This is a genomic window from Vibrio sp. 2134-1, assembly GCF_033339495.1.
Window position 1 is genome coordinate 1 of the sequence record NZ_JAWOUS010000170.1, and the last position, 969, is coordinate 969.

Here is a 969-nt window from a genome sequence, read left to right on the forward strand (position 1 = left end):
CTCCTTATATTGTCTGGCATCACTCGCACTCAATATTCATGGCATACAAAATGCTAGATATAAAATGCCACGTGATAAATATTGGTCATATTTAATGGCTAAGGCATCGCAATATAAGTTGCGCTTAAACACTGCAATAAAGTAACCGCAGTAAAATAAAGGAGAAGATATGAGAAATGAAAACATCGCCTCAATCATTGAGCTTATTCACAGCGGTAATGATATTTACAAGAAAGCGATTGATAACATCGACAACACATCGCTAAACCATGTATTGCAGGATCTGGTTCATGTACGAGAACACGCCGCATTAGAGTTGAAACCTTATGCGATTGCGAATCCTCAAACTGCCGACGACACGCCCGTGTCTTACACCATTAGGGCACGCGAAGTATACAGTGACGTCATGAAAGAAGTGTCGTCAGACAAAGGATCGATGTACTTGGAACAGCTCGAAGGCGTGGAAAGTAAGGTATTGAAAGAGATCGAAAACGTCATCACCGCGCAGCCAGAGCAAGCAGATAACGCCGTGCTACTCAAAGTGCGCAGTGACATCAAAAGCTGTAAAGAAAAACTCAGCAATATTAGCCTGATCAGCTAATCGATAAATAACCCTAAAAAGAATGGTCAACATTATTGGCCATTCTTATTCAGAACCATTGATGAATATTCACACATACCAAAGCATAATGCTGAAATACTGAAAAAGAGGTCAGTATGACATTGAATAATACGCGAGTAAGGGAATTACTCATTAAAATGGCGCACCATCGCCAAACGTGTTTACCGCTTGTCGATCCTCATTCACATATGAATATTGCTCGATCAGCCTATCGGTTCGTTAAAATAGAAAAAGTGATGATCAAAAAAATGGTCGATCTATTTTTTGATCAAAATGGCGACGACTTTATCGCAGAACACGCCAACAAAACGGGAATTGCTACTCTCGGTAATTATAAAGACATGCAT

1 protein-coding gene and 1 pseudogene are annotated in these 969 nt (G+C 40.0%); both read left to right on the forward strand.

The genetic code is table 11. The annotated features are described in order from the left end of the window. Positions 1 to 169 precede the first annotated feature (169 nt). Entirely contained in the window at positions 170 to 601 is a 432-nt protein-coding gene (locus R7R78_RS24700) for a ferritin-like domain-containing protein (RefSeq protein WP_225474446.1), read from the forward strand. A 116-nt stretch (positions 602 to 717) separates the two neighbouring features. Beyond that, positions 718 to 969, forward strand: a pseudogene (locus R7R78_RS24705) (hypothetical protein); the annotation flags it as partial.